This is a genomic window from Vibrio sp. VGrn 2 (assembly GCF_009361695.1).
In the GTDB taxonomy this organism is placed as follows: domain Bacteria; phylum Pseudomonadota; class Gammaproteobacteria; order Enterobacterales; family Vibrionaceae; genus Vibrio; species Vibrio diabolicus.
In genome coordinates this window covers 100,668-120,074 of sequence record NZ_RBWD01000004.1, presented here as the reverse complement: position 1 = coordinate 120,074, position 19,407 = coordinate 100,668, and the positions used below count along the sequence as shown (strand labels likewise).

Annotated in this window: 35 protein-coding genes; 31 read left to right on the top strand and 4 right to left on the bottom strand. The window is 45.3% G+C overall.

Annotated features, from left to right (window positions below):
• Positions 1-121: 121 nt before the first annotated feature.
• From rpmE to rplQ, 29 genes are all read left to right on the top strand, one after another.
• Positions 122-343 (top strand): 50S ribosomal protein L31, encoded by a 222-nt coding sequence (rpmE, locus tag D8S93_RS09155; RefSeq protein WP_005379546.1) that lies wholly within the window; start codon positions 122-124, stop codon positions 341-343.
• 455 nt (positions 344-798) lie between these two features.
• Positions 799-1,110, top strand: coding sequence for a 30S ribosomal protein S10 (gene rpsJ, locus D8S93_RS09150; protein WP_004410492.1), 312 nt, complete (start codon positions 799-801; stop codon positions 1,108-1,110).
• 14 nt (positions 1,111-1,124) lie between these two features.
• On the top strand, positions 1,125-1,754 hold the full coding sequence (gene rplC, locus D8S93_RS09145; RefSeq protein ID WP_005379555.1) for a 50S ribosomal protein L3: 630 nt from the start codon (positions 1,125-1,127) through the stop codon (positions 1,752-1,754).
• A gap of 17 nt (positions 1,755-1,771) precedes the next feature.
• Entirely contained in the window at positions 1,772-2,374 is a 603-nt protein-coding gene (gene rplD, locus D8S93_RS09140) for a 50S ribosomal protein L4 (protein WP_005379556.1), read from the top strand.
• Complete coding sequence (gene rplW, locus D8S93_RS09135; protein ID WP_004398471.1) at positions 2,371-2,673, top strand: 50S ribosomal protein L23; 303 nt, start codon at positions 2,371-2,373, stop codon at positions 2,671-2,673. Before rplD ends, rplW begins: the two co-directional genes overlap by 4 nt.
• 15 nt (positions 2,674-2,688) lie before the next feature.
• Positions 2,689-3,513: a 50S ribosomal protein L2 gene (gene rplB, locus D8S93_RS09130; RefSeq protein ID WP_005383168.1), complete on the top strand. Its 825-nt coding sequence runs from the start codon at positions 2,689-2,691 to the stop codon at positions 3,511-3,513.
• A 21-nt stretch (positions 3,514-3,534) separates the two neighbouring features.
• Positions 3,535-3,813, top strand: coding sequence for a 30S ribosomal protein S19 (gene rpsS, locus D8S93_RS09125; protein WP_004394525.1), 279 nt, complete (start codon positions 3,535-3,537; stop codon positions 3,811-3,813).
• A 10-nt stretch (positions 3,814-3,823) separates the two neighbouring features.
• Positions 3,824-4,156 (top strand): 50S ribosomal protein L22, encoded by a 333-nt coding sequence (gene rplV, locus D8S93_RS09120; RefSeq protein WP_005383164.1) that lies wholly within the window; start codon positions 3,824-3,826, stop codon positions 4,154-4,156.
• Positions 4,157-4,174: 18 nt separating this feature from the next.
• Complete coding sequence (gene rpsC, locus D8S93_RS09115) at positions 4,175-4,873, top strand: 30S ribosomal protein S3 (RefSeq protein WP_005383161.1); 699 nt, start codon at positions 4,175-4,177, stop codon at positions 4,871-4,873.
• A gap of 11 nt (positions 4,874-4,884) precedes the next feature.
• Positions 4,885-5,295 (top strand): 50S ribosomal protein L16, encoded by a 411-nt coding sequence (gene rplP, locus D8S93_RS09110; protein ID WP_005379577.1) that lies wholly within the window; start codon positions 4,885-4,887, stop codon positions 5,293-5,295.
• On the top strand, positions 5,295-5,486 hold the full coding sequence (gene rpmC / locus D8S93_RS09105) for a 50S ribosomal protein L29 (RefSeq protein ID WP_005379576.1): 192 nt from the start codon (positions 5,295-5,297) through the stop codon (positions 5,484-5,486). Before rplP ends, rpmC begins: the two co-directional genes overlap by 1 nt.
• Entirely contained in the window at positions 5,486-5,740 is a 255-nt protein-coding gene (rpsQ, locus tag D8S93_RS09100) for a 30S ribosomal protein S17 (protein ID WP_005379575.1), read from the top strand. The genes rpmC and rpsQ overlap by 1 nt, the downstream gene beginning before the upstream one ends.
• 162 nt (positions 5,741-5,902) lie before the next feature.
• The gene (rplN, locus tag D8S93_RS09095; protein WP_004410450.1) at positions 5,903-6,274 is read left to right on the top strand and encodes a 50S ribosomal protein L14; all 372 of its coding nucleotides are present in this window, start codon (positions 5,903-5,905) and stop codon (positions 6,272-6,274) included.
• Between the two features lie 13 nt (positions 6,275-6,287).
• Positions 6,288-6,605, top strand: a complete 318-nt coding sequence (gene rplX / locus D8S93_RS09090; protein ID WP_005379574.1) for a 50S ribosomal protein L24 — start codon at positions 6,288-6,290, stop codon at positions 6,603-6,605.
• A 23-nt stretch (positions 6,606-6,628) separates the two neighbouring features.
• Complete coding sequence (rplE, locus tag D8S93_RS09085; RefSeq protein WP_005379573.1) at positions 6,629-7,168, top strand: 50S ribosomal protein L5; 540 nt, start codon at positions 6,629-6,631, stop codon at positions 7,166-7,168.
• Between the two features lie 17 nt (positions 7,169-7,185).
• Positions 7,186-7,491: a 30S ribosomal protein S14 gene (rpsN, locus tag D8S93_RS09080; protein WP_012841173.1), complete on the top strand. Its 306-nt coding sequence runs from the start codon at positions 7,186-7,188 to the stop codon at positions 7,489-7,491.
• A gap of 29 nt (positions 7,492-7,520) precedes the next feature.
• A complete protein-coding gene (gene rpsH / locus D8S93_RS09075) occupies positions 7,521-7,913 on the top strand; it encodes a 30S ribosomal protein S8 (RefSeq protein ID WP_005379572.1) in 393 nt (130 codons plus the stop codon).
• 13 nt (positions 7,914-7,926) lie between these two features.
• Entirely contained in the window at positions 7,927-8,460 is a 534-nt protein-coding gene (gene rplF / locus D8S93_RS09070; RefSeq protein ID WP_005392377.1) for a 50S ribosomal protein L6, read from the top strand.
• A 9-nt stretch (positions 8,461-8,469) separates the two neighbouring features.
• On the top strand, positions 8,470-8,823 hold the full coding sequence (gene rplR / locus D8S93_RS09065; RefSeq protein WP_005379568.1) for a 50S ribosomal protein L18: 354 nt from the start codon (positions 8,470-8,472) through the stop codon (positions 8,821-8,823).
• Positions 8,824-8,837: 14 nt separating this feature from the next.
• Positions 8,838-9,341, top strand: coding sequence for a 30S ribosomal protein S5 (gene rpsE / locus D8S93_RS09060; protein WP_004745894.1), 504 nt, complete (start codon positions 8,838-8,840; stop codon positions 9,339-9,341).
• Between the two features lie 7 nt (positions 9,342-9,348).
• Positions 9,349-9,525, top strand: coding sequence for a 50S ribosomal protein L30 (rpmD, locus tag D8S93_RS09055; protein WP_005379565.1), 177 nt, complete (start codon positions 9,349-9,351; stop codon positions 9,523-9,525).
• A gap of 5 nt (positions 9,526-9,530) precedes the next feature.
• Positions 9,531-9,965: a 50S ribosomal protein L15 gene (gene rplO / locus D8S93_RS09050; protein WP_005383155.1), complete on the top strand. Its 435-nt coding sequence runs from the start codon at positions 9,531-9,533 to the stop codon at positions 9,963-9,965.
• A gap of 20 nt (positions 9,966-9,985) precedes the next feature.
• Positions 9,986-11,320: a preprotein translocase subunit SecY gene (gene secY / locus D8S93_RS09045; RefSeq protein ID WP_005379562.1), complete on the top strand. Its 1,335-nt coding sequence runs from the start codon at positions 9,986-9,988 to the stop codon at positions 11,318-11,320.
• A 38-nt stretch (positions 11,321-11,358) separates the two neighbouring features.
• Positions 11,359-11,472 carry a 50S ribosomal protein L36 gene (gene rpmJ, locus D8S93_RS09040; protein ID WP_000868186.1) on the top strand — a complete coding sequence of 38 codons (114 nt, stop codon included), beginning with the start codon at positions 11,359-11,361 and terminating at the stop codon, positions 11,470-11,472.
• A gap of 149 nt (positions 11,473-11,621) precedes the next feature.
• The gene (gene rpsM / locus D8S93_RS09035) at positions 11,622-11,978 is read left to right on the top strand and encodes a 30S ribosomal protein S13 (RefSeq protein WP_005383154.1); all 357 of its coding nucleotides are present in this window, start codon (positions 11,622-11,624) and stop codon (positions 11,976-11,978) included.
• An 18-nt stretch (positions 11,979-11,996) separates the two neighbouring features.
• Positions 11,997-12,386, top strand: a complete 390-nt coding sequence (gene rpsK / locus D8S93_RS09030) for a 30S ribosomal protein S11 (protein ID WP_001118870.1) — start codon at positions 11,997-11,999, stop codon at positions 12,384-12,386.
• Positions 12,387-12,413: 27 nt separating this feature from the next.
• Positions 12,414-13,034, top strand: coding sequence for a 30S ribosomal protein S4 (rpsD, locus tag D8S93_RS09025; protein ID WP_005383146.1), 621 nt, complete (start codon positions 12,414-12,416; stop codon positions 13,032-13,034).
• 24 nt (positions 13,035-13,058) lie between these two features.
• Positions 13,059-14,051, top strand: a complete 993-nt coding sequence (locus D8S93_RS09020; protein WP_005383143.1) for a DNA-directed RNA polymerase subunit alpha — start codon at positions 13,059-13,061, stop codon at positions 14,049-14,051.
• A 26-nt stretch (positions 14,052-14,077) separates the two neighbouring features.
• The gene (gene rplQ, locus D8S93_RS09015; protein ID WP_005383141.1) at positions 14,078-14,458 is read left to right on the top strand and encodes a 50S ribosomal protein L17; all 381 of its coding nucleotides are present in this window, start codon (positions 14,078-14,080) and stop codon (positions 14,456-14,458) included.
• A 135-nt stretch (positions 14,459-14,593) separates the two neighbouring features.
• Here the strand turns inward: rplQ and D8S93_RS09010 are convergent, their stop codons facing one another.
• Positions 14,594-15,073, bottom strand: a complete 480-nt coding sequence (locus D8S93_RS09010) for a DUF2780 domain-containing protein (RefSeq protein ID WP_109168735.1) — start codon at positions 15,071-15,073, stop codon at positions 14,594-14,596.
• A 153-nt stretch (positions 15,074-15,226) separates the two neighbouring features.
• Positions 15,227-15,847: an FKBP-type peptidyl-prolyl cis-trans isomerase gene (locus tag D8S93_RS09005; protein ID WP_005392370.1), complete on the bottom strand. Its 621-nt coding sequence runs from the start codon at positions 15,845-15,847 to the stop codon at positions 15,227-15,229.
• Between the two features lie 232 nt (positions 15,848-16,079).
• Here D8S93_RS09005 and D8S93_RS09000 point away from each other — a divergent pair, with 232 nt between their 5' ends.
• Positions 16,080-16,676 carry a LysM-like peptidoglycan-binding domain-containing protein gene (locus D8S93_RS09000; protein ID WP_046874056.1) on the top strand — a complete coding sequence of 199 codons (597 nt, stop codon included), beginning with the start codon at positions 16,080-16,082 and terminating at the stop codon, positions 16,674-16,676.
• Positions 16,677-16,757: 81 nt separating this feature from the next.
• Here D8S93_RS09000 and D8S93_RS08995 read toward each other — a convergent pair whose 3' ends face one another.
• The gene (locus tag D8S93_RS08995) at positions 16,758-17,219 is read right to left on the bottom strand and encodes a GNAT family N-acetyltransferase (RefSeq protein ID WP_031780248.1); all 462 of its coding nucleotides are present in this window, start codon (positions 17,217-17,219) and stop codon (positions 16,758-16,760) included.
• A gap of 142 nt (positions 17,220-17,361) precedes the next feature.
• Here D8S93_RS08995 and dbpA point away from each other — a divergent pair, with 142 nt between their 5' ends.
• Positions 17,362-18,741, top strand: a complete 1,380-nt coding sequence (gene dbpA, locus D8S93_RS08990; protein WP_012841169.1) for an ATP-dependent RNA helicase DbpA — start codon at positions 17,362-17,364, stop codon at positions 18,739-18,741.
• Positions 18,742-18,784: 43 nt separating this feature from the next.
• On the opposite strand, the gene D8S93_RS08985 is transcribed toward dbpA, so the two are convergent.
• Positions 18,785-19,363 (bottom strand): Crp/Fnr family transcriptional regulator, encoded by a 579-nt coding sequence (locus tag D8S93_RS08985; protein WP_012841168.1) that lies wholly within the window; start codon positions 19,361-19,363, stop codon positions 18,785-18,787.
• Positions 19,364-19,407 lie beyond the last annotated feature (44 nt).

Genomic DNA, 19,407 nt, shown 5'->3' with positions numbered 1-19,407 from the left:
TATCGCGCCTTGAGATATGGCTTCGGCAATTAGTTGATGCGGTATCCCATTTTATTATTAATTGCGTGTGGTGTGCGGCTTAGATTCGTATAGCGACACGGCCTACTATTGAGGTTATCCCATGAAAGCTGGTATCCACCCAGAATACAAAGCAGTAAAAGCGACTTGTTCTTGCGGCAACTCTTTTGAGTTCAACTCTACTCTAGGTAAAGAGTCTATCCACCTAGACGTATGTGACAAGTGTCACCCATTCTACACTGGTAAGCAACGTATCGTTGATACAGGCGGCCGTGTTGATCGCTTCAACAAGCGTTTCGGTGCACTATCAAGCGGTAAGAAATAATAGCAGCCGCTATTACGATTACAGTTTAGAAAAGGACGCTTCGGCGTCCTTTTTGTTTAATGGCTATCAAGCGAAGAGGGATGTATAGGGTTTGGATTATTCCCGATTATTTTTCACTCAGCGCTTGCAACCTAAAGTGTGATCTGTATAATGCAGCGCACTGGTTAAGCCAGTTGTGAACCAATGAGCAGTGAGGAGCGAGCAAATCTAAGGATTTGTGAGGTAATGTATACTCAGCTTATGTTCGCGGTTAATACAATTAGCTATCTTTTCTTCGGAAAAACTATCCTCAAAGGTGACTTTGGCATATAGGGATAGTTAATCGAAAATTAACTGACAATGCGTCCTAATCTTGGATGCTACGGTTTCACATAAATCAATCGGCATTCTCTCGTCTTGACGAGTTTGAGTGGCGATATTGTTTGTGTAATTTATTAAATTTGGAGCTCTGTCTCATGCAGAACCAACGTATCCGTATCCGCCTAAAAGCTTTCGATTACAAACTAATCGATGCTTCTACAGCGGAAATCGTTGAAACAGCTAAGCGCACTGGCGCACAGGTTCGTGGTCCAATCCCACTGCCAACTCGTAAAGAGCGTTTCACAGTTCTTATCTCTCCACACGTTAACAAGAAAGCACGTGACCAGTACGAAATCCGTACTCACAAGCGTCTAATCGACATCGTTGAGCCAACAGACAAGACTGTTGATGCTCTAATGCGTCTAGACCTTGCTGCGGGCGTTGACGTTCAAATTAGCCTAGGTTAAGGGAGATTAGAAGTATGATTGGTCTAATCGGTCGTAAAGTGGGCATGACCCGCGTATTTACTGAAGAAGGCGTTTCTATCCCAGTAACTGTTGTTGAGGTTGAAGCTAACCGTGTTTCTCAAGTGAAAACTCTTGAAACTGACGGCTACGCAGCAATCCAGGTTACAGCTGGTTCTAAGAAAGCTAACCGCGTAAACAAAGCTGAAGCAGGTCACTTTGCTAAAGCTGGCGTTGAAGCTGGTCGCGGTCTTTGGGAATTCCGTTTAGAAAACGGCGAAGAGTTCGAAGTTGGTTCAGAACTAACTGTTGAACTATTCAACGAAACTAAGAAAGTAGACGTTACTGGTACATCTAAGGGTAAAGGTTTCCAAGGCGCTGTTAAGCGTTGGAACTTCCGTACTCAAGATATGACTCACGGTAACTCATTGTCTCACCGTGCTCCTGGTTCTATCGGTCAATGTCAGACTCCAGGTCGCGTATTTAAAGGCAAGAAAATGGCAGGTCACATGGGTGCTGAGCGTGTAACGACTCAAAACCTAGAGATCGTACGTGTTGACGCTGAGCGCAACCTGCTTCTTATTAAAGGTGCAGTCCCAGGCGCAACTGGCGGCAACGTGATCGTTAAACCAGCTGTTAAAGCATAACGTCTCAGGAGTAAGTAATGGAACTAATGGTTAAAGGTGCCGATGCACTAACTGTTTCCGAAACTACTTTCGGACGTGAGTTTAACGAAGCTCTTGTACACCAAGTAGTTGTTGCGTACGCAGCAGGTGCTCGTCAAGGTACTCGTGCTCAAAAAACACGTTCAGAAGTTTCTGGCGGTGGCGCTAAGCCATGGCGTCAAAAAGGTACTGGCCGTGCGCGTGCTGGTACAATCCGTAGCCCAATCTGGCGTACAGGTGGTGTTACTTTTGCTGCGAAACCACAAGATCACAGCCAAAAAGTAAACAAAAAAATGTACCGTGGTGCTATGAAGAGCATTCTTTCTGAGCTTGTTCGTCAAGAGCGTCTAATCGTTGTTGATAACTTCTCAGTTGAAGCACCAAAGACTAAAGAGCTAGTTGCTAAGCTTAAAGAGCTTGAGCTAACTGACGCTCTAATCGTGACTAGCGAAGTAGATGAGAATCTATTCCTAGCTGCTCGTAACCTATACAAAGTTGACGCACGTGATGTTGCTGGTATCGATCCAGTATCTCTAATCGCGTTTGACAAAGTTGTAATGACTGCAGAAGCAGTTAAGCAAGTAGAGGAAATGCTAGCATGATCACTGAAGAGCGTATCCTAAAAGTTCTACGTGCACCGCACATCTCTGAAAAAGCAACTATGGCAGCTGAGAAAGCGAACACTATCGTTTTCAAAGTAGCTAAAGATGCGACTAAAAAAGAGATCAAAGCAGCTGTAGAAAAGCTATTTGAAGTTGAAGTTAAGTCTGTAAATACTCTTATCACTAAGGGTAAGACCAAACGTCAAGGTCTACGCCAAGGTCGCCGCAGCGACGTTAAGAAAGCGTACGTTACTTTGAAAGAAGGTCAAGATCTTGACTTCGTTGGCGGCGCGGAATAACAGGAGTAGTTAAAAATGGCTATTGTTAAATGTAAGCCGACTTCCCCTGGTCGTCGTCACGTTGTTAAAGTTGTTAACGCTGACCTACACAAGGGCAAGCCATACGCACCTCTTCTAGAGAAAAACTCTAAGAACGGTGGTCGTAACAACAAGGGTCGTATCACAGTACGTCACATCGGCGGTGGTCACAAGCACCACTACCGTGTAGTTGACTTCAAACGTACTAAAGATGGTATTCCAGCGACAGTTGAGCGTCTTGAATACGATCCAAACCGTAGCGCAAACATTGCTCTAGTTCTTTACAAAGACGGTGAGCGTCGCTACATCCTAGCACCTAAAGGTGTTGTAGCTGGTGATGTTATTCAGTCTGGTGTTGATGCACCAATCAAAGCTGGTAACACTCTACCAATGCGTAATATCCCAGTAGGTTCAACAGTACATAACGTTGAACTTAAGCCTGGTAAAGGTGGTCAGCTAGCTCGTTCGGCTGGTGCTTACGCTCAAATCGTTGCTCGCGACGGTGCGTACGTAACTATCCGTCTACGTTCTGGCGAGATGCGCAAAGTTCTTTCTGAAGGCCGTGCAACAATCGGTGAAGTTGGTAACTCTGAGCACATGCTACGTGAACTTGGTAAAGCAGGTGCATCACGTCATCGCGGTATCCGTCCAACGGTTCGTGGTGTTGTAATGAACCCGATTGACCACCCACACGGTGGTGGTGAAGGCCGTACTTCTGGTGGTCGTCACCCAGTATCTCCTTGGGGTATGCCTACTAAAGGCTTCAAGACTCGTAAGAACAAACGCACTGACAAGTACATCGTACGTCGTCGTAACAAGTAATCTATATAAAGAGGAATCGCCATGCCACGTTCTCTCAAGAAAGGTCCTTTTATTGACCTACACTTGCTGAAGAAGGTAGAGAAAGCGGTGGAAAGCGGAGACAAAAAGCCTATTAAGACTTGGTCCCGTCGTTCAATGATCATCCCTACGATGATCGGTTTGACCATCGCTGTCCATAATGGTCGTCAGCACGTACCAGTATTTGTAACTGATGAAATGATCGGTCACAAACTGGGTGAATTCGCACCAACACGTACTTACCGCGGTCACGCTGCGGATAAGAAAGCTAAGAAGCGCTAAGGAGTAAATAATGGAAGCAATTGCTAAACATAACTTTGCTCGCATTTCGCCTCAGAAAGCTCGCTTAGTTGCGGATCTAATCCGTGGTAAATCTGTTGACCAAGCTCTAGAAATCCTAACGTTCAGCAACAAAAAAGCTGCTGCACTAGTTAAGAAAGTTCTAGAGTCTGCTATCGCTAACGCGGAGCACAACGAAGGTGCAGATATTGACGATCTGAATGTCGCAAAAATCTTTGTAGATGAAGGCCCAACCATGAAGCGTATTATGCCTCGTGCTAAAGGTCGTGCGGATCGTATCTTGAAGCGTTCAAGCCACATCACTGTTGTTGTAGCAGATCGCTAGAGACTAGGAGAGTAAGCAATGGGTCAAAAAGTACATCCAAATGGTATTCGTCTAGGCATCGTTAAGCCTTGGAATGCTACATGGTTTGCTAACACCAAAGATTTCGCTGACAACCTAGACGGCGACTTCAAGGTACGTCAGTTCCTTACAAGTGAACTGAAAAAAGCGTCTCTATCACGTATCGTTATCGAGCGTCCTGCTAAGAGCATCCGTGTGACTATTCACACTGCTCGTCCAGGCGTTGTTATCGGTAAGAAAGGTGAAGACGTTGAGAAGCTACGCGCAGCTGTAGCTAAAATTGCAGGTGTACCAGCGCAAATTAACATCGCTGAAGTACGTAAGCCTGAACTAGATGCGCAACTTGTTGGTGACAGCATCGCGTCTCAGCTAGAGCGTCGTGTTATGTTCCGTCGTGCTATGAAGCGCGCAGTACAAAACGCTATGCGCCTAGGCGCTAAAGGTATCAAAGTGGAAGTAAGCGGTCGTCTAGGCGGCGCTGAAATCGCACGTTCAGAGTGGTACCGTGAAGGCCGTGTGCCTCTACACACTCTACGTGCTGACATTGATTACGCAACTTCTTCGGCTCACACTCAATACGGTGTGATCGGCATTAAAACTTGGATCTTCAAAGGTGAAATCCTAGGTGGTATGCCAGCAGCTAACGCTGTAGAGCCTAAAGGCGACAAGCCTAAGAAGCAGCGTAAAGGCCGTAAGTAAGGAGTCGACAGATGCTACAACCTAAACGTACTAAGTTCCGTAAGGTTCAGACTGGTCGTAACCGTGGTCTAGCTAAAGGTACTGATGTAAGCTTCGGCGAATTCGGTCTTAAAGCTGTTGGCCGTGGTCGTCTAACTGCTCGTCAAATCGAAGCGGCACGTCGTGCAATGACACGTCACGTTAAGCGTCAAGGTAAAATCTGGATCCGTGTGTTCCCAGACAAACCAATCACAGAAAAACCACTTGAAGTTCGTCAAGGTAAGGGTAAAGGTAACGTTGAGTACTGGGTAGCCCAAATCCAACCTGGTAAGGTTATGTACGAAATGGGTGGTGTACCTGAAGAATTGGCACGTGAAGCGTTCCGTCTTGCGGCACGTAAACTGCCTTTCAAAACTACATTTGTAACTAAGCAGGTGATGTGATGAAAGCACAAGATCTACGCGAGAAAAGCGTTGAAGAGCTTAACGCTGAGCTAATGAATTTGCTACGTGAACAGTTCAACTTGCGCATGCAAGCTGCGACTGGTCAACTACAGCAAACTCATACTCTGAAAGCTGTACGCCGTGATATCGCACGTGTGAAAACTGTTTTGACTGAGAAGGCAGGCGCATAATGAGCGAAGTAAAACGTACTCAACAAGGTCGTGTTGTTAGCGATAAGATGGACAAGTCTATCACTGTTGCTATCGAACGTTTCGTAAAACACCCAATCTACGGTAAATACGTAAAACGTACGACTAAAGTACACGCACATGACGAGAACAACGAGTGTGGCCTAGGCGACACAGTTGAAATCGCAGAGTGTCGTCCACTGTCTAAGACTAAGTCTTGGACTTTGGTAAAAGTTCTAGAAAAGGCGAAGATTTAATCTCGTTAATTCTATGAAACTAAAGCGGCTCCAAAATATTTTTGGAGCCGTTTATTTTTTGACTACCCAATCACAAAAAAGGGTGGTACAATTCGCGTCCCTTTTAAAGAGGCAGCCCGACCCGTGATGGGTCTAGTTATTAATATTTAGCGGAGCACTAACATGATCCAAATGCAAAGTATGCTGGACGCAGCTGATAACTCAGGCGCACGCAGCGTAATGTGTATTAAGGTTCTGGGTGGCTCTCACCGCCGTTATGCACATATCGGTGACGTCATCAAAGTTACTGTGAAGGAAGCAATCCCTCGCGGTAAAGTTAAAAAAGGTGATGTTCTGAAGGCGGTGGTAGTGCGCACCCGTAAAGGCGTACGTCGTCCTGACGGTTCTGTCATTCGCTTCGACCGAAATGCTTGCGTATTGCTAAACGACAATACTGAGCAACCAATCGGTACACGTATCTTTGGTCCTGTGACACGCGAACTTCGTGGCGATAAGTTCATGAAGATCGTTTCACTGGCTCCAGAAGTTCTGTAAGGAGCACGTAGAAATGGCAGCTAAAATCCGTCGTAATGACGAAGTAATCGTTCTTGCTGGTAAAGACAAAGGCAAGAAAGGTAAAGTAACTAAGGTTCTAGCAACTGGTAAAGTTATCGTTGAAGGTATCAACCTAGTTAAGAAGCATCAGAAACCTGTTCCAGCTATGGGTATCCAAGGCGGTATCGTAGAGCAAGAAGCAGCAATCGACGTTTCTAACGTGGCGATTTTCAACGCAGCTACTGGTAAAGCTGACCGTATCGGTTTCCGTTTTGAAGACGGCAAAAAAGTTCGTTTCTTCAAGTCTAACGGCGAAACCGTTTCTAACTAATAGAAGTAATTTGGAGTTCTACTATGGCGAAACTGCATGATTACTACAAGTCGTCTGTAGTCGCTGAACTGACCAAACAGTTCGGTTACACAAGCGTCATGCAAGTCCCTAGAATCGAGAAAATCACCCTAAACATGGGTGTTGGTGAAGCAATCAACGATAAGAAACTGCTAGAAAATGCAGCGTCTGATATGGCAACGATCTCTGGTCAAAAGCCACTTATCACAAAAGCGCGCAAATCTGTTGCAGGTTTCAAAATCCGTGAAGGCTACCCTATCGGTTGTAAAGTAACCTTGCGTGGCGAACGTATGTGGGATTTTCTTGAGCGTTTAATTAACATCGCTCTTCCACGTGTACGTGACTTCCGTGGTGTTAGCGCTAAGTCTTTTGACGGTCGCGGTAACTACAGCATGGGCGTTCGCGAGCAAATCATCTTCCCGGAAATCGACTTTGATAAAGTTGATCGTGTACGCGGTTTAGACATCACTATTACGACGTCTGCTGGTACTGATGAGGAAGGCCGTGCTCTGCTGGCTGCCTTTAACTTCCCATTCCGTAAGTAAGGTGAAGGGTTACTGTTATGGCTAAACAATCAATGAAAGCACGTGAAGCTAAACGTGCACAGCTAGTAGCTAAGTTCGCTGAAAAGCGTGCAGCGCTAAAAGCTATCATCAGCGATGTAAACGCATCTGAAGAAGATCGTTGGAACGCGGTTCTTACACTGCAATCTCTTCCACGTGATTCAAGTGCATCACGTCAGCGCAACCGTTGCAACCAAACTGGTCGTCCACACGGTTACCTACGTAAGTTCGGTCTAAGCCGTATTAAGGTTCGTGAAGCTTGCATGAAAGGCGAGATTCCGGGTCTTCGTAAGGCTAGCTGGTAATTGCCACTTAATCATTTGGAGTAAATCATATGAGCATGCAAGATCCGATTTCGGATATGCTGACCCGCGTTCGTAACGGTCAGGCAGCAAACAAAGTTGCTGTAAAAATGCCTTCTTCAAAGCTTAAAGTTGCAATTGCTGCACTACTAAAAGCTGAAGGTTACATCGTTGACTTCGCTGTTGAAGGCGAAGCAAAACCTGAGCTAGAAGTTACACTTAAGTACTTCCAAGCTAAACCAGTAATCGAGCAACTTAAACGTGTTTCTCGTCCAGGTCTACGTGTTTACAAGAAGAAAGATGAACTTCCTTCTGTAATGGGTGGTCTTGGTATTGCTATCGTTTCAACTTCCAAGGGTCTTATGTCAGACCGCGCTGCACGTAAAGCAGGTCTTGGTGGTGAAATCATCGCTTACGTAGCTTAATAAGGAGTAGACTATGTCTCGTGTTGCAAAAGCACCTGTCGCTATTCCAGCTGGCGTAGAGGTGAAACTAAACGGCCAAGAAATCACTGTAAAAGGTGCGAAAGGCGAACTAACTCGCGTTCTTAACGATGCAGTTGTAATCGCTCAGGAAGAAAATAACCTGACTTTCGGTCCTAAAGAAGGTGTTGCTAACGCATGGGCTCAAGCAGGTACTGCTCGCGCTCTAGTTAACAACATGGTTGTTGGTGTTACTGAAGGCTTTACTAAGAAGCTAACTCTTAAAGGTGTAGGTTACCGTGCTGCTATCAAAGGCAACGCTGTAGGTCTAACACTAGGCTTCTCACACCCAGTTGAGCACGAGTTGCCAGCGGGTATTAAAGCTGAATGTCCAAGCCAAACTGAAATCGTGATCACTGGTGCTGACAAGCAACTAGTTGGTCAAGTTGCGGCTGACATTCGTTCTTACCGTGAGCCTGAGCCATACAAAGGCAAAGGTGTTCGTTACGCAGATGAAAATGTGCGTACTAAAGAAGCTAAGAAGAAGTAAGGTAACACTATGGATAAGAAAGCATCTCGCATCCGTCGTGCTACACGTGCACGTCGTAAGATTGCAGAACTGGGTGCGACTCGCCTAGTTGTACACCGTACTCCTCGTCACGTGTACGCACAGGTTATCGCGGCTAACGGCTCTGAGGTTATCGCAGCAGCTTCTACTGTAGAAAAAGCGATCCGTGAGCAAGTGAAATACACTGGTAACGTTGATGCAGCTAAAGCAGTGGGTAAAGCTATTGCTGAGCGCGCTCTTGAGAAGGGCGTAACTGCAGTTGCATTTGATCGTTCTGGTTTCCAATACCACGGTCGAGTAGCGGCGCTAGCAGAATCTGCTCGCGAAGCTGGTCTGAAATTCTAAGGTAGGGTTGGAAGATGGCTAAAGAACAACAAGTTCAAGCGAATGATTTGCAAGAAAAGCTAATCGCAGTTAACCGCGTATCTAAGACGGTTAAAGGCGGTCGAATCATGAGCTTCACTGCACTAACAGTAGTTGGTGACGGTAATGGTCGTGTAGGTTTCGGTTACGGCAAAGCTCGTGAAGTACCTGCAGCGATTCAAAAAGCAATGGAAAAAGCGCGTCGTAACATGACTACGATCGCTCTAAACGAAGGCACTCTTCACCACCCAGTGAAAGGTCGCCATTCGGGCTCTAAAGTTTACATGCAGCCTGCTGCAGAAGGTACTGGTGTTATCGCAGGTGGTGCGATGCGTGCAGTACTAGAAGTTGCTGGTGTACACAACGTACTATCTAAAGCGTACGGTTCTACGAACCCTATCAACATCGTTCGTGCAACGATCGATGCACTAGGTAGCATGAAGTCACCAGAAATGGTTGCTGCTAAACGTGGTCTAACTGTTGAATCTATTTCGGAGTAAGAACACCATGGCAACTATTAAAGTAACTCAAACTAAAAGCTCAATTGGTCGTCTGCCAAAGCACAAAGCTACTTTGCGCGGTCTAGGTCTTCGTAAAATCAACCACACAGTAGAACTTGAAGATACTCCGTGTATTCGCGGTATGATCAACAAGGTTTACTACATGGTTAAAGTTGAGGAGTAATCAGAATGCGTTTGAATACTCTAGCACCGGCTGCTGGCGCGAAAACTTCTGCGAAGCGAGTAGGTCGTGGTATCGGTTCAGGCCTAGGTAAAACTGGTGGCCGTGGTCACAAAGGTCAAAAATCACGTTCTGGCGGCAGTGTTCGTCCAGGTTTCGAAGGCGGTCAGATGCCTCTGAAACAACGTCTACCAAAATTCGGTTTCACTTCTCGTAAGAGCCTAGTGTCTGCTGAAGTTCGTCTAGCTGAGCTAGCGAAAGTTTCTGGTGACGTAGTTGATCTAAACAGTCTTAAAGCTGCTAACATCATCACTAAGAACATCGAATTTGTAAAAGTTGTTCTTTCTGGTGAAATCAACAAAGCAGTGACTGTGAAAGGTCTACGTGTGACTAAAGGCGCTAAAGCTGCAATCGAAGCTGCAGGCGGTAAAATCGAGGAATAATCTCGAGGAACGAGGTACAGATGGCTAAGAAACCAGGACAAGATTTTCGTAGTGCTCAGAGCGGCTTAAGTGAACTAAAGTCGCGCTTGTTATTCGTAATTGGTGCACTTTTAGTATTCCGAGCCGGCTCCTTTGTGCCGATTCCTGGTATTGACGCTGCTGTACTTGCCGATTTGTTCGAACAGCAAAAAGGTACCATCGTTGAAATGTTTAACATGTTCTCCGGTGGTGCTCTTGAGCGTGCATCTATATTAGCATTGGGCATCATGCCGTATATTTCGGCATCTATTGTTGTCCAATTGCTAACTGTAGTTCATCCAGCGTTAGCTGAACTCAAAAAAGAGGGTGAAGCAGGCCGTCGTAAGATCAGCCAATACACACGCTACGGCACGCTTGTACTTGCAACCTTCCAAGCTATAGGTATTGCAACTGGCCTACCAAACATGGTCGACAATCTGGTTGTTATCAACCAAACCATGTTTACGCTAATTGCTACCGTAAGTTTAGTAACCGGTACCATGTTCTTAATGTGGTTAGGTGAACAAATTACAGAGCGAGGAATTGGTAACGGTATTTCGATACTGATTTTTGCAGGTATTGTTGCTGGATTGCCTTCTGCAATCGGTCAAACAATCGAGCAAGCGCGTCAAGGTGAATTGCATGTACTTCTTCTGTTGCTAATCGCGGTATTAGCTTTTGCAGTCATTTACTTCGTTGTTTTCATGGAACGTGGTCAACGCCGAATCGTCGTTAACTACGCGAAGCGTCAACAAGGTCGTAAAGTATTTGCTGCGCAAAGCTCGCATCTGCCTCTTAAAATTAACATGGCAGGTGTAATTCCAGCGATTTTTGCATCAAGCATTATCTTGTTCCCAGGAACATTGGCTCAGTGGTTTGGTCAAAACGGCGAGAGCAGCGCGTTCGGTTGGTTAACTGACGTGTCTTTGGCTCTTAGCCCAGGTCAACCGTTGTATGTAATGCTTTATGCAGCAGCAATTATCTTCTTCTGTTTTTTCTACACGGCGTTGGTTTTCAACCCGCGTGAAACAGCAGATAACTTGAAGAAGTCTGGTGCATTCGTACCCGGTATCCGCCCAGGTGAGCAGACAGCGAAGTACATTGATAAAGTAATGACACGTTTAACCCTTGCTGGTGCACTGTACATTACCTTTATCTGTCTGATTCCCGAGTTCATGATGGTCGCGTGGAACGTACGTTTCTACTTCGGCGGTACATCGCTACTAATCGTAGTTGTTGTAATTATGGACTTTATGGCACAGGTACAGACTCATCTGATGTCTCAACAGTATGATTCTGTGTTGAAGAAAGCGAATCTGAAAGGCTACGGCCGTTAATCCGGCGGTAGACTCAGTTTCATTTACGGAGTTTAGCAATGAAAGTTCGTGCTTCCGTTAAAAAAATCTGCCGTAACTGTAAAGTAATCAAGCGTAACGGTGTCGTTCGCGTGATTTGCAGTGAGCCAAAGCACAAACAGCGCCAAGGCTAATTAGCAGAAATTTTTACTTGAAAATGAAGGTTGGGTCGAGTATATTCCTCGGCCTACCTTTTGCGTGCAAAAGAAGTAGTATTCCGCAGCGTATCCATAACGGGCTTTGCTGCGGCTAATTCTTTTATAGAAACACTTAGGAGTGAATAATGGCCCGTATAGCAGGCATTAACATTCCTGATCAGAAACATGCAGTAATCGCTCTAACAGCGATCTACGGCATCGGTAAAACTCGCTCTCAAGCTATCCTAGCTGAAGTGGGTATTGCTGAAAATGTTAAGATCAGTGAACTAACTGAAGAGCAGATCGATCAACTGCGTGATGGTGTAGCTAAGTACACTGTAGAAGGTGATCTACGTCGTGAAGTATCTATGAACATCAAGCGTCTTATGGACCTTGGCTGTTACCGTGGTCTTCGTCATCGTCGCAGTCTACCACTACGTGGACAGCGTACTAAAACCAACGCTCGCACCCGTAAGGGTCCGCGTAAGCCGATCAAGAAATAATCGGGAAGGTAGAGTACAATGGCTAAACAACCAACTCGCGCTCGTAAGCGCGTACGCAAGCAAGTTGCAGATGGCGTTGCGCACATCCATGCTTCTTTCAATAACACAATCGTAACCATTACTGACCGTCAAGGTAACGCTCTTGCATGGGCTACTGCAGGTGGTTCTGGTTTCCGTGGTTCTCGTAAGTCTACTCCGTTCGCTGCACAGGTTGCTGCTGAGCGTTGTGCTGAAATGGCTAAAGAATACGGCCTAAAGAACTTGGAAGTTATGGTTAAGGGTCCTGGTCCAGGTCGCGAATCTACTGTTCGTGCACTAAACGCCGCTGGTTTCCGCATCACAAACATCGTTGATGCTACACCAATCCCTCATAACGGTTGTCGTCCACCTAAGAAACGTCGCGTATAACGTTTCTAGGACAATTGGAGAAGAATCATGGCAAGATATTTGGGTCCTAAGCTGAAGCTTAGCCGTCGTGAAGGCACTGACTTATTCCTTAAGTCTGGTGTTCGCGCGATCGATACCAAGTGTAAAATTGATAACGCACCAGGTGTACACGGCGCTCGTCGCGGTCGTCTATCTGAGTATGGCGTTCAGCTTCGTGAGAAGCAAAAAGTACGTCGTATGTACGGCGTTCTAGAAAAACAATTCCGTAACTACTACAAAGAAGCTGCTCGCCTAAAAGGCAACACTGGTGAAAACCTACTTCAGCTTCTTGAAGGTCGTCTTGATAACGTAGTTTACCGCATGGGCTTTGGTGCAACTCGCGCAGAAGCACGTCAGCTAGTTAGCCACAAAGCTATCCTAGTAAACGGTAAAGTTGTAAACGTTCCTTCTTTCAAAGTAGCGGCTAATGACGTTGTTTCTATTCGCGAGAAAGCTAAACAGCAAGCTCGTATTAAAGCGGCTCTAGAAGTTGCTGAACAACGTGAAAAACCAACTTGGATTGAAGTAGATGGTGGCAAGATGGAAGGTACATTCAAGCGTATGCCTGAGCGTTCTGATCTATCAGCTGACATCAACGAACAATTGATCGTCGAGCTTTACTCTAAGTAAGGTTTAAACTAAAGAGAGGACACAATGCAGGGTTCTGTAACAGAATTTCTTAAGCCACGTCTAGTTGACATCGAACAAATCAGCTCGACTCACGCAAAAGTAACTCTTGAGCCATTAGAGCGTGGCTTTGGTCATACTCTGGGTAATGCACTTCGCCGCATTCTTCTATCTTCTATGCCTGGTTGTGCAGTGACAGAAGTAGAAATCGAAGGCGTACTTCACGAGTACAGCACTAAAGAAGGTGTACAAGAAGATATTCTTGAAATCCTTCTAAACCTTAAAGGTTTGGCAGTGCGTGTTGCTGAAGGCAAAGATGAAGTGTTCATTACTTTGAACAAATCAGGCTCGGGCCCTGTGGTTGCAGGTGACATCACCCATGATGGTGATGTAGAGATCGCTAACCCTGAACACGTTATTTGTCACCTAACGGATGACAACGCTGAAATCGCAATGCGTATTAAAGTAGAACGTGGTCGTGGTTATGTTCCAGCTTCTGCGCGTATCCATAACGAAGAAGACGAGCGTCCAATCGGTCGCCTACTAGTAGATGCTACTTACAGCCCAGTAGACAAAATTGCCTACGCTGTAGAAGCAGCTCGTGTAGAACAGCGCACTGATCTAGACAAGCTTGTTATCGATATGGAAACAAACGGTACTCTAGAACCTGAGGAAGCAATCCGTCGTGCAGCTACAATCCTAGCTGAACAATTGGATGCATTCGTAGATCTTCGTGATGTACGAGTTCCTGAGGAGAAAGAAGAGAAGCCAGAATTCGATCCGATCCTACTGCGTCCTGTAGACGATCTTGAACTAACAGTTCGCTCTGCTAACTGTCTGAAAGCAGAAGCGATTCACTACATCGGTGATCTAGTACAACGTACTGAGGTTGAGCTACTTAAAACGCCTAACCTTGGTAAAAAGTCTCTTACTGAGATTAAAGACGTACTTGCGTCACGTGGTCTGTCTCTGGGCATGCGCCTAGAAAACTGGCCACCTGCATCAATCGCTGAAGATTAATCGATACTAGTTAGAAGGATTAGGTCATGCGCCATCGTAAGAGTGGTCGTCAACTCAACCGCAACAGCTCACATCGCAAAGCGATGTTCAGCAACATGGCTAGCTCTCTAGTACGTCATGAAGTTATCAAGACTACTTTGCCAAAAGCAAAAGAGCTACGTCGCGTAGTTGAGCCTTTGATTACACTAGCTAAGACTGACAGTGTTGCTAACCGTCGTCTAGCATTTGCACGTACTCGTGACAACGAAGTAGTTGCAAAACTATTTAACGAACTAGGTCCACGTTTTGCTGCTCGTCAGGGCGGTTACACTCGTATCCTAAAAGCTGGCTTCCGTGCTGGTGATAAAGCTCCAATGGCTTACATTGAGCTTGTAGATCGCCCAGCTGCTGAAGAAGCTGCTGAGTAATCAGTTCGTAAGAACGAGAAAGCCGAGCGTTAGCTCGGCTTTTTTGTATCTGCGATTCAGTAAATCTTTATATCCAGCCTGCATTTATTTTACTCCATGCAGACTGGCAATTTAAAAAGTGATTATCACTTGCGCTTATTTACTAGTATTCCACAACCCGCCTAACGAACTTAGAAGTCCCTCGCTAGCGCCTTGCTTGTTCAAGTAATCCAAGATTACTGGAGCAAACTGACTGATCATAGAGGGATCTAAACCCAACGTATCGAATGCACTTTTTACTGCACTGATATTCTCAATATTCCCCAGTAAGCTTTGTGCTCCTTGCAAGTTTGAAAGCCCAGGAATCAAAGACTGTAATTCACTGCTATTTTCTTGTGAAAGCTGGCTTTGAGCCAAAGCGAGTAGTGCGCCACTACCTCCAGCCGCTTGTTCTGTAGATACAGGTAATTGGCTAGTTAGCATGTCTGTTAATGGAGATGATTCAGTGTTCAGGCTACTACCTACCATATCCATTAGGCCACTTTCTTTACTTTTTTGCGTGACGGAATCTAAGAATGCGTGTGCACTACCAATGTTCATTGATAAGAGTGCCAGAGTCAGGAGTATTTTACGCATAGTACCTCCGAAGGTTGAGCGTTTTTAACGTGATTTTATTGTTTTAAAGGCTATCAGAATGAAAGGTTTAGAGGTGAGAAAGTCTATTCAGTTTAGACAAAAAAACGGCGCTAATGCGCCGTTTTATTAAATCATAATTGAAAATGGTTTCAATTAAAGAATATCTAGTAGTTCTACTTCGAAAACTAGTGCTGCGAATGGAGGGATAGCTGCACCAGCGCCACGCTCACCGTACGCAAGGTCTTGTGGTACGTATAGTTTCCACTTAGAACCAACAGGCATTAGTTGTAGTGCTTCTACCCAGCCTTTGATTACGCCTGTAACAGGGAATTCAGCTGGTTGACCGCGAGATACAGAGCTATCGAATACAGTACCGTCAGTTAGCTCACCGTGGTAGTGAACGCGAACTGAGCTTTCTGCTGTTGGAACTGCACCAGTACCTTCAGAAATGATTTCGTACTGAAGGCCAGAGTCTAGAACGTTAACTTCAGGGCGTAGTGCGTTGTCTTTTAGGAACGCTTCGCCTTCTGCTGCTGCAATTTTCGCTGCTTCTTGGCGAGCGGTTTCTGCACGAGTGTGAAGTTCTTGTAGTGCTTTGTTGATTTCATCAATTTCGATTGATGGCATGTCACCAGTTAGTGCTGTTGCAATACCCGCTGCGATAGCATCAACGCTAAGACCTTCAAGACCAGAACCTGCAAGTTGCTGACCCATTTGCAGACCAATGCCGTAGCTTGCTTTTTGTTCTGCAGTTTCAAATTTAATTTCAGACATGAATGTCGCTCTTGTTAGGAGTGATAAAGGCAACAGGATATCAGTTTCGAGCTTAGGTTTAAATGATTGCGACTGAATGCTTAATTGAGGCGGCCAGGGTGTGACTTATCTCTTACTCCAAGTGAAATTTCTGCTAATTTAATCCAAATTCCATTTTAGTTTAGTGAAAAACATATACTCTCCGCGTCGGTATTTTTATACTGGCAGTAGAAGTATTAAGGGACTCATTAAAATGAATCGTCGCAGAAAGAAAAAGCAGCAAGTCGACTATGTCGAATTGGTTAAACAAAAATTCGCTGCTATCGACTGGAAGCAGCCGTTCAACAAAGAGCAGTGGTTGGAGCGTATACAGCCTGTTAAGCAGTTTTGGCTGCGCCTACCGAAATTCCATCAACGAGCTTTGATGGTTTTAGTACCATTGATTCTGGTACTCCTTGTTATTCCTTTGCCGAATAAAACAGAACAATCAGTTGAGCAAGCTGAGGTCGATCATCAGCGCGTAGCGATTCAGCTGAACGCACAGAGTTTAAGCCAGCAAAGAACCTCTCAGAATTCTGGGCCGAAATCCGAAGACTGGAAAGAGTACACGGTTAAAAATGGCGACACGTTAGCGCAGGTTTTCAGAAGTAATCAGCTCTCGATGGCGGATCTTAGCGCTCTAGTAAAAATCGAAGGCAGTGATAAGCCGCTGAGCCAAATTAAACAAGGACAATTGATTCGCTTTAAGCTTAGCGATGAAGGCGAGTTGGATATGCTGCAACTAGAAAAAAGCGGCCGGTCCGTCATGTTTTTCCGCTTATCGGATGGGACCTTTGGGCGCAACAAGTAGATGCTTCAAATGAACTAAAGACGCGAAGGTATCGCGTCTTTTTAGTTTATCTATAAATTAGTTAACCTAGCAATGAACGCGTTATATCGCTACGGCTTCTTTTCGCATATCCACATGAGGAATACCATCCTCTAGGTAGCGATCAGAAATAACTTTGAATCCATGACTCGCATAAAACTGGATGAGATGCTCTTGAGCTCCTATATCAATCGTCTGTCCTGGCCACAATATTTCACACTGTGTTAATGCCTCTTCCAGCAACTTATGTCCCAGACCATCACCACGCGCAGTTTGTTTGGTGACGACTCGACCAATGCTCACATTGTCATACGTAGTGCCAGCGGGTAGCAATCGTGCGCAAGCAACAAGTTCATCACCGTGGTAACCTATTAGATGATAAACACCTTCCAGTGTGTCTTTGCCATCCAGTTCAGGATAAGGGCAGGTTTGTTCAACGACGAATACATCCACACGTAATTTCATCATTGTATACAATTGTGTGGTTGTCAGTTGAGCAAAGGGCAAAGTAATCCAAGTGAGCATGTTGTCATCCGTCATGAGAGTAGAGTGACTGACTTTACTTTGTTTTGTACTCATACTCATTAACAAAGGTTAATTATCACTGGTTTTCCCACTAAATCTGGTGATAATGTGCCCTCTTTTCATCTCACCTGAGGATATTCCCGTGAGCAAACAAACTTTTGATCAAGTCGGGCTAAACCCAGCGTTACTCGCCACACTTGATTCCCTGAACTACACCCACATGACGCCAATTCAAGCTTTGAGTTTGCCTGCAATCCTAAAACATCGTGATGTCATCGGGCAGGGTAAAACGGGCTCAGGTAAAACCGCTGCATTTGGTTTGGGTGTTTTATCGAACCTTAACGTCAAACGCTTTCGTGTCCAGTCATTAGTATTGTGTCCAACTCGTGAGCTTGCGGATCAAGTCGCGAAGGAAATTCGTACTTTAGGTCGTGGCATTCATAATATTAAAGTGCTTACTCTCTGCGGTGGGATGCCAATGGGGCCACAAATTGGTTCTCTGGAGCATGGCGCACATATCTTAGTCGGCACACCTGGCCGTATTTTGGATCACCTTGAGAAAGGCCGAATTAACCTGAGCGAGCTGAATACCTTGGTGCTAGATGAAGCTGATCGCATGTTGGACATGGGTTTCCAAGACGCATTAGATGCGATTATTGATGCAGCGCCAAAGCAGCGTCAAACTCTACTTTTCAGTGCTACTTTCCCAGAGAAAATTGAGCAAATTGCGCAGCGTATTATGCAGACGCCTGAAGTAATTAAGGTGGAATCGACTCATGATACCTCAAGCATTGCTCAGCATTTCTACAAAGTTGAAGGTTCGGAAGCGCGTGATGAAGCGTTGGCGAACTTGCTACTGACTCACCAACCAGAGTCCGCTGTGGTTTTTTGCAATACCAAAAAAGAAGTGCAAAGTGTCGCAGATGAGTTGCATCGCAAAGGGTTCAGCGTTATCGATATCCATGGGGACTTAGAACAGCGTGAACGCGATCAAGCATTGGTGCAGTTTGCTAACAAGAGTGTTTCTATCCTTGTCGCAACAGACGTCGCGGCGCGTGGTTTGGACGTAGATAACCTTGATGCAGTCTTTAACTTTGAGCTATCGCGCGATCCTGAGGTTCATGTACACCGTATTGGTCGTACAGGTCGTGCGGGTAGTAAAGGTTTAGCGTTCAGCTTTTTTGGTGAGAAAGACGGTTTACGTGTAGCTCGTATTGAAGAATACCTAGAGATGGACGTGGTACCAGCAACATTGCCTGCCAAATCAAATCAGCAGCCATACCAAGCGAAGATGGTGACGATTAACATTGATGGCGGTAAGAAACAGAAAGTACGACCGGGTGATATTTTAGGTTGTTTGACAGGAAAAAATGGTATTCCAGGCTCTCAAGTTGGCAAGATCCACCTATTCCCGATGCGCGCCTACGTTGCGGTCGAGAAGTCAGCTGCCAAAAAGGCTCTACAAACCATTAGTAATGGCAAGATGAAAGGGCGTCAGTTCCGGGCGCGGCTTCTTAAATAGCATAGAAAGGCTCTTCGTTTGAAGGGCCTTTTCTTTTTCGAGTTTACTTGGATGTGTGATCTTTAGTTAAGCGCGCTTTAATTCGGCTCAAACTGATAGGTGTGATCCCAAGATAAGCAGCTATTTGGCTATCGGTAATACGTAGCTTTAAGTCTGGGTAGTGGGCGCAAAATAATTGGTATCGTTCCTCTGGCGAGTAGAGCAGCATAAAGCGTTCTTTGTTCTCTTTATTAACCAGTTGGTTTTCGAGTAGCTTTAAGTAAATGGCGTGTTTTTCTGCTCGCCATTGATGCAACGTTTCAATTGGTAAGCAAAATAGCTGACAAGCGCTCAGCGTTTCCAATAAGTAAGGCGAAGGTTGGTTCTTAATTATGCTCTCAAAGCCGATAACCCAGTCTTTTTCCCAATAAAATTCTTTACTGAACTCTTTGCCCTGCTCAGTGAGATAGCTTGCATGGCATAAGCCTTCAATAATGAAGTAAAGGTGCGAGCTAAACTCTCCTTGGTGGTTAAGAATGTGGCGCGTAGGCAGTTCGAGTAACTCACCATTTTCGATAAGTTGGTTTGCTTCTGTGTCTAAGAAGCCATGATTGACTAAGTCTGAAAAAAGATCGCTGTGCATGTGATAACTCAGAAACGGTTTTCTTTATTCTAACGGGTTTTATT

Coding starts and splice junctions, on each gene's coding strand:
- rpmE (WP_005379546.1), top strand. CDS start 122: ATGAAAGCTGGTATCCACCCAGAATACAAAGCAGTAAAAGCGACTTGT.
- rpsJ (WP_004410492.1), top strand. CDS start 799: ATGCAGAACCAACGTATCCGTATCCGCCTAAAAGCTTTCGATTACAAA.
- rplC (WP_005379555.1), top strand. CDS start 1,125: ATGATTGGTCTAATCGGTCGTAAAGTGGGCATGACCCGCGTATTTACT.
- rplD (WP_005379556.1), top strand. CDS start 1,772: ATGGAACTAATGGTTAAAGGTGCCGATGCACTAACTGTTTCCGAAACT.
- rplW (WP_004398471.1), top strand. CDS start 2,371: ATGATCACTGAAGAGCGTATCCTAAAAGTTCTACGTGCACCGCACATC.
- rplB (WP_005383168.1), top strand. CDS start 2,689: ATGGCTATTGTTAAATGTAAGCCGACTTCCCCTGGTCGTCGTCACGTT.
- rpsS (WP_004394525.1), top strand. CDS start 3,535: ATGCCACGTTCTCTCAAGAAAGGTCCTTTTATTGACCTACACTTGCTG.
- rplV (WP_005383164.1), top strand. CDS start 3,824: ATGGAAGCAATTGCTAAACATAACTTTGCTCGCATTTCGCCTCAGAAA.
- rpsC (WP_005383161.1), top strand. CDS start 4,175: ATGGGTCAAAAAGTACATCCAAATGGTATTCGTCTAGGCATCGTTAAG.
- rplP (WP_005379577.1), top strand. CDS start 4,885: ATGCTACAACCTAAACGTACTAAGTTCCGTAAGGTTCAGACTGGTCGT.
- rpmC (WP_005379576.1), top strand. CDS start 5,295: ATGAAAGCACAAGATCTACGCGAGAAAAGCGTTGAAGAGCTTAACGCT.
- rpsQ (WP_005379575.1), top strand. CDS start 5,486: ATGAGCGAAGTAAAACGTACTCAACAAGGTCGTGTTGTTAGCGATAAG.
- rplN (WP_004410450.1), top strand. CDS start 5,903: ATGATCCAAATGCAAAGTATGCTGGACGCAGCTGATAACTCAGGCGCA.
- rplX (WP_005379574.1), top strand. CDS start 6,288: ATGGCAGCTAAAATCCGTCGTAATGACGAAGTAATCGTTCTTGCTGGT.
- rplE (WP_005379573.1), top strand. CDS start 6,629: ATGGCGAAACTGCATGATTACTACAAGTCGTCTGTAGTCGCTGAACTG.
- rpsN (WP_012841173.1), top strand. CDS start 7,186: ATGGCTAAACAATCAATGAAAGCACGTGAAGCTAAACGTGCACAGCTA.
- rpsH (WP_005379572.1), top strand. CDS start 7,521: ATGAGCATGCAAGATCCGATTTCGGATATGCTGACCCGCGTTCGTAAC.
- rplF (WP_005392377.1), top strand. CDS start 7,927: ATGTCTCGTGTTGCAAAAGCACCTGTCGCTATTCCAGCTGGCGTAGAG.
- rplR (WP_005379568.1), top strand. CDS start 8,470: ATGGATAAGAAAGCATCTCGCATCCGTCGTGCTACACGTGCACGTCGT.
- rpsE (WP_004745894.1), top strand. CDS start 8,838: ATGGCTAAAGAACAACAAGTTCAAGCGAATGATTTGCAAGAAAAGCTA.
- rpmD (WP_005379565.1), top strand. CDS start 9,349: ATGGCAACTATTAAAGTAACTCAAACTAAAAGCTCAATTGGTCGTCTG.
- rplO (WP_005383155.1), top strand. CDS start 9,531: ATGCGTTTGAATACTCTAGCACCGGCTGCTGGCGCGAAAACTTCTGCG.
- secY (WP_005379562.1), top strand. CDS start 9,986: ATGGCTAAGAAACCAGGACAAGATTTTCGTAGTGCTCAGAGCGGCTTA.
- rpmJ (WP_000868186.1), top strand. CDS start 11,359: ATGAAAGTTCGTGCTTCCGTTAAAAAAATCTGCCGTAACTGTAAAGTA.
- rpsM (WP_005383154.1), top strand. CDS start 11,622: ATGGCCCGTATAGCAGGCATTAACATTCCTGATCAGAAACATGCAGTA.
- rpsK (WP_001118870.1), top strand. CDS start 11,997: ATGGCTAAACAACCAACTCGCGCTCGTAAGCGCGTACGCAAGCAAGTT.
- rpsD (WP_005383146.1), top strand. CDS start 12,414: ATGGCAAGATATTTGGGTCCTAAGCTGAAGCTTAGCCGTCGTGAAGGC.
- D8S93_RS09020 (WP_005383143.1), top strand. CDS start 13,059: ATGCAGGGTTCTGTAACAGAATTTCTTAAGCCACGTCTAGTTGACATC.
- rplQ (WP_005383141.1), top strand. CDS start 14,078: ATGCGCCATCGTAAGAGTGGTCGTCAACTCAACCGCAACAGCTCACAT.
- D8S93_RS09010 (WP_109168735.1), bottom strand. CDS start 15,073: ATGCGTAAAATACTCCTGACTCTGGCACTCTTATCAATGAACATTGGT.
- D8S93_RS09005 (WP_005392370.1), bottom strand. CDS start 15,847: ATGTCTGAAATTAAATTTGAAACTGCAGAACAAAAAGCAAGCTACGGC.
- D8S93_RS09000 (WP_046874056.1), top strand. CDS start 16,080: ATGAATCGTCGCAGAAAGAAAAAGCAGCAAGTCGACTATGTCGAATTG.
- D8S93_RS08995 (WP_031780248.1), bottom strand. CDS start 17,219: ATGCTCACTTGGATTACTTTGCCCTTTGCTCAACTGACAACCACACAA.
- D8S93_RS08985 (WP_012841168.1), bottom strand. CDS start 19,363: ATGCACAGCGATCTTTTTTCAGACTTAGTCAATCATGGCTTCTTAGAC.